The 3,881-nt window shown below is 36.0% G+C and carries 5 protein-coding genes; 2 read left to right on the forward strand and 3 right to left on the reverse strand.

Annotation, left to right across the window (positions count from 1 at the left end; translation table 11 throughout):
* Positions 1–199: 199 nt before the first annotated feature.
* The 3 genes from CWB66_RS16475 to CWB66_RS16485 form a co-directional block, all read right to left on the reverse strand.
* The gene (locus CWB66_RS16475) at positions 200–394 is read right to left on the reverse strand and encodes a hypothetical protein (RefSeq protein WP_138586209.1); all 195 of its coding nucleotides are present in this window, start codon (positions 392–394) and stop codon (positions 200–202) included.
* 270 nt (positions 395–664) lie between these two features.
* The gene (locus CWB66_RS16480; RefSeq protein WP_138586210.1) at positions 665–1,294 is read right to left on the reverse strand and encodes a DUF6058 family natural product biosynthesis protein; all 630 of its coding nucleotides are present in this window, start codon (positions 1,292–1,294) and stop codon (positions 665–667) included.
* Between the two features lie 197 nt (positions 1,295–1,491).
* Complete coding sequence (locus CWB66_RS16485) at positions 1,492–1,779, reverse strand: DUF2442 domain-containing protein (RefSeq protein ID WP_138586211.1); 288 nt, start codon at positions 1,777–1,779, stop codon at positions 1,492–1,494.
* A gap of 544 nt (positions 1,780–2,323) precedes the next feature.
* On the opposite strand from CWB66_RS16485, the gene CWB66_RS16495 reads away from it, so the two are divergent.
* Positions 2,324–2,956 (forward strand): YiaD family glycine zipper/OmpA-like lipoprotein, encoded by a 633-nt coding sequence (locus tag CWB66_RS16495; protein ID WP_138586213.1) that lies wholly within the window; start codon positions 2,324–2,326, stop codon positions 2,954–2,956.
* Between the two features lie 94 nt (positions 2,957–3,050).
* Positions 3,051–3,758: a hypothetical protein gene (locus CWB66_RS16500; protein WP_138586214.1), complete on the forward strand. Its 708-nt coding sequence runs from the start codon at positions 3,051–3,053 to the stop codon at positions 3,756–3,758.
* Positions 3,759–3,881: the final 123 nt, after the last annotated feature.

The raw sequence follows: 3,881 nt of genomic DNA on the forward strand, positions 1-3,881 counted from the left end.
ACAAAAGGGATTAACATTGCGCTAGGCAATGCCTATTTAGCGTCACAAGGTTTGGTGTCATTGAGAGATATTTAGATCGGTATTCATTACGGGAAATGAATCGGCTATTGCACTTCCTGTTAATAAAAAGCGCATGATGAGTGTGCTGGAGGTTAGAGACCTTCGGCTACCCGATTAGTTGTTTGACCGAACCACACAGCTATTTATCTTCACCAGAATCCTTAATATCATTTAACATATCTTGATAATCATCTTCTGTGTTAGGACCAATCACACATGGGTCTTTTGGATGATCTTTATCTAGAGCTTTCTCGGATTTTTTATGTACTCCGCTTTGCTCGCGCATAGATTCAATATTATCTTCTAGTATTTTCATTGCTTCTTTTCTATTCATTTAGTTAACCTCAGTTGTAATATTCAATTTTTTTCCTAGCTTTATAGTCTGAACGCTCATAAACTTCAACAAGCTTACTGATTCACCGGATTACTAATTAAACAGGACATATCAATTAAACAGAAAACACAATTACACGGGCATCTATACTAAATTTTGTTTAATGAGTGATGCTTGGGTAAAGATGTAAAAGGAGATGAACTTTTAGCTTAAAAAGCAAATTAACAGCACAATATTATTTGTACAATTAAAGTGGCTGTCTAGTTAAATTCATTTCAGTTTATATTCACGTCGAACTTCATCGATTAAACGATGCCTAGAGCTCTTAAGTCGCTCATGTGGTGCAAACATAGAGCTAGATTTATCTAATAAATTAACCGCTTTAGTTAATTGTTCAAGATCTATTTTTTCTTTATTTAGTTCTAAAGTTTCACTAATCTGCAATACAGCTAACTCTTTACCTGCTATATCTTCAGGAAGTCCAGACTTTGTACATAAACCATAAATGCCGTTTAAAAAATGGCCCCATTCTTCTTCAATATGTAATTCAAGCTTTGAATTAACTTTTGCATTATTAGAAGTAAACCCAGCTTCTTTTAACTCTGATACTGACTTGGAATACCTTTGGGTAAAAATAGGGAAAACATCTTGAAGATTAGCGGTTACCTTAAGCATATCAATCCATGATAAATATCCTTTAGCATAATATTCAATTTCGTTTTGGTTATTAAATTCACCAAAGAATGAATCGCTAGAATAATTTAACGATAATTTATATGAACAGGTTGGCATCACTTTTTTTTCTTGAAAATAAGAAAGCTCAGCTTCACTAATTTTGGTTAAATTAAGTAATTGTTGTTTAGTATAATAGTTTTCATTTAGGTAATTGATAAGATCCATTTACGTGGATACTCCTTGAAAGCTCTAACAAGCTTGTGAATTAACGCGTTTTTATTTATAAACGAACCAATTAGAGTGGCTGTCTAGTTTATTTTCTATTCATTAGGGGAGATGAACCGCCCATTGTATTTTCTGTTAATAAAAAGCACATGATAGGTGGTGTAGGGGCTGGAGGTTAGAGCTCTCCAGCTACCCGATTAGCCTTTTTGATTATTGATATCATCAATATAAATTTGTTGGAATTTTTCCCAATCATATAACGCTTCAGGGTTGAAGTCTTGCCCTTCAGGCCACTCTAGATTCCCGCCATCATTCAAAGACACCAGCTTAAAGTAATCAATGTTTTTTAAATTTTCCATCCAGCCAAAGCCTATGACTGGTTCGAAATCTATAGTTTGAACCTTGTTATCGGCAAAAGTAATTTTAATAGTGTAGTCACTAACAATTTCAAAACTTGTAATTGTCATTGAATCTAGAGAAGTCATATTATACAGCCCTATTTAAGTGGATCTATTTTAAAGAAGCTTGGTGTACCTGATGTAGTATTCAGTCTCGACCAATTTCACGATACATATATATTACAATTCCAAAAAACCTACATAACTCAGGCATTCAATTTTCCTTAATATTAATTATGATTAAAAGGCTAACAATTTATAGTGCGCTCATTGCGCATATTTGTGCCGATGAAACGCTCACTTTCTACTTTATATAGTTTTAACAAATTACCTAAGATATTACTATCACCAAGTTTTCTATTATCTTTGGGCAAAACTAAATGAAGCAATATGCGCGCCTCATTCATTTTTGTGAATATGCAAGCGACAGTTTGACTATTCAATTAGTTATTATATTTTGACAATACCAATGTTTGCTTATAGCTCATAGTCGCCTATCAGATGAACTTTAAACCAAGTCCTAATGACTGTAAGCGTTGGTACGAGCTGCTACATTTTAATACCTTCTTCATAGTTTGTTCATACGTGTATTTGCATACTCCTGCTAAATTCTTATTGAATAGGTAACATCATGACTTTAACTAAATCACTTTTAAGCGCAACTGTATTAGCTGTATTGCTTTCTGGTTGTGAAATGAATAACGCAGGTAAAGGCGCTGCAATTGGCGCTGCCGCAGGTGGCGTATTAGGTAAAGCTACGAGTAACCATAAAGATAAACGCTTTTTTATTGGTGCAGCAATAGGAGCACTTGCGGGCGCAGCTGTTGGCGACTACATGGATAAGCAAGAAGAAGCATTTCGTGATGAACTAGCGGGTTCGGGCGTTGAAGTTGTGCGTGAGGGCGACAACTTACGTTTGGTTATGCCATCAAATATTACCTTTGCGACGGATCAATCGTATATTTCATCAGGTTTTAACGACACGTTAAACGCGATTGCTAACGTTATGAATAAGTATGAAAAAACCTACCTTAGTGTTGAAGGCCATACCGATAGCACAGGTAAAGATAGCTACAACATGAACTTGTCGCGCGAGCGTGCACAAAGTGTAAAAGATTATTTAGTGAATCAACAAATTATGGCGGCACGTATTAGCACTAAAGGCTATGGCGAAACACGTCCAATTGCGACTAACGATAGTGCAAATGGTCGTGCTCAAAATCGTCGTGTAGAAATTCAAATAGTGCCTAATACACAAGGTTAATAGCAAAAACCGCGCAAATGCGCGGTTTTGTTTATTTAATGGCACTTTTAAATCGGTTAGCTGTCATAACTAGTTCTTTCACAGGGACATGTTTATGGCAAAGTGGCGTTCGACAATTATTTTATCGATACTTTTACATGGATTATTGTTGTTTTTTTTAGCAACTTTAAAGGTACCTGAAATAAAACAGCCGCAATCACTGCCAATTAAAGCCTATATGGTGAGTGTGCCAGCCAAAATTAAAGCAACACAGCAAGCGCTTCAACAGAGTGTTAATAAAAGTGTGCGCATAGAAAAAAAGCCAAGTGAGCCGGTAAATAAAACAGTATTAAAATCAGTAAGCTCCTCTAGTAAGAAAACAGAAAAAGCGGCTGAACCGGTAAACTCCACTATAACAAGCTCCATCACAATAAACGCCCACTCTGCAGCATTAACGCCATATAAAAAAATCGACTTACAAAAAGGCCTTAATCGTATTTTACAGCAACAAATGGGATCTTTACCTGCTGGTACAACCTCAGCTGGTAAAACAGCTGATGAATACGCCACGGTAAACAGGATCACAGTTCCAAAAGTACACTCTGCAACGGTAAAGCCACTATTACAAATAGAGCAGCAAAGTATGCAATTTACTACCTATCGCAAAGGTGATACTTGTTTTAAAAAGGTGTTTATTGGCGCAGGGGTGATGCCAAAAAATGACTTACCAGATAGTTATTTAACCGCAGGGCAATTGTGCGGTAAAACTAAGTTAACAGAGGCTTATGATGCTGCAATGAACAAATGGCTTAGCAAAAAGTAGCAGCAAAGCCGCTGCTACTTTAATTTATTTAACCTAGCCTATTGCAAGTAAATTCAACGCAGTTAGCGCTGATAATAGCTGCTCGAGATAGATTTATTATCCAGAGTTCAGGTTATTTAATTA

Origin of the sequence: Pseudoalteromonas sp. S558, from assembly GCF_005886635.1 — a bacterium.
Classification (GTDB): Bacteria; Pseudomonadota; Gammaproteobacteria; order Enterobacterales; family Alteromonadaceae; genus Pseudoalteromonas; species Pseudoalteromonas aliena.

Excerpts from the sequence above, each read along its gene's own strand:
- CWB66_RS16480 (WP_138586210.1), bottom strand. The coding sequence starts at position 1,294 with ATGGATCTTATCAATTACCTAAATGAAAACTATTATACTAAACAACAA.
- CWB66_RS16500 (WP_138586214.1), top strand. The coding sequence starts at position 3,051 with ATGGCAAAGTGGCGTTCGACAATTATTTTATCGATACTTTTACATGGA.
- CWB66_RS16495 (WP_138586213.1), top strand. The coding sequence starts at position 2,324 with ATGACTTTAACTAAATCACTTTTAAGCGCAACTGTATTAGCTGTATTG.
- CWB66_RS16475 (WP_138586209.1), bottom strand. The coding sequence starts at position 394 with ATGAATAGAAAAGAAGCAATGAAAATACTAGAAGATAATATTGAATCT.
- CWB66_RS16485 (WP_138586211.1), bottom strand. The coding sequence starts at position 1,779 with ATGACTTCTCTAGATTCAATGACAATTACAAGTTTTGAAATTGTTAGT.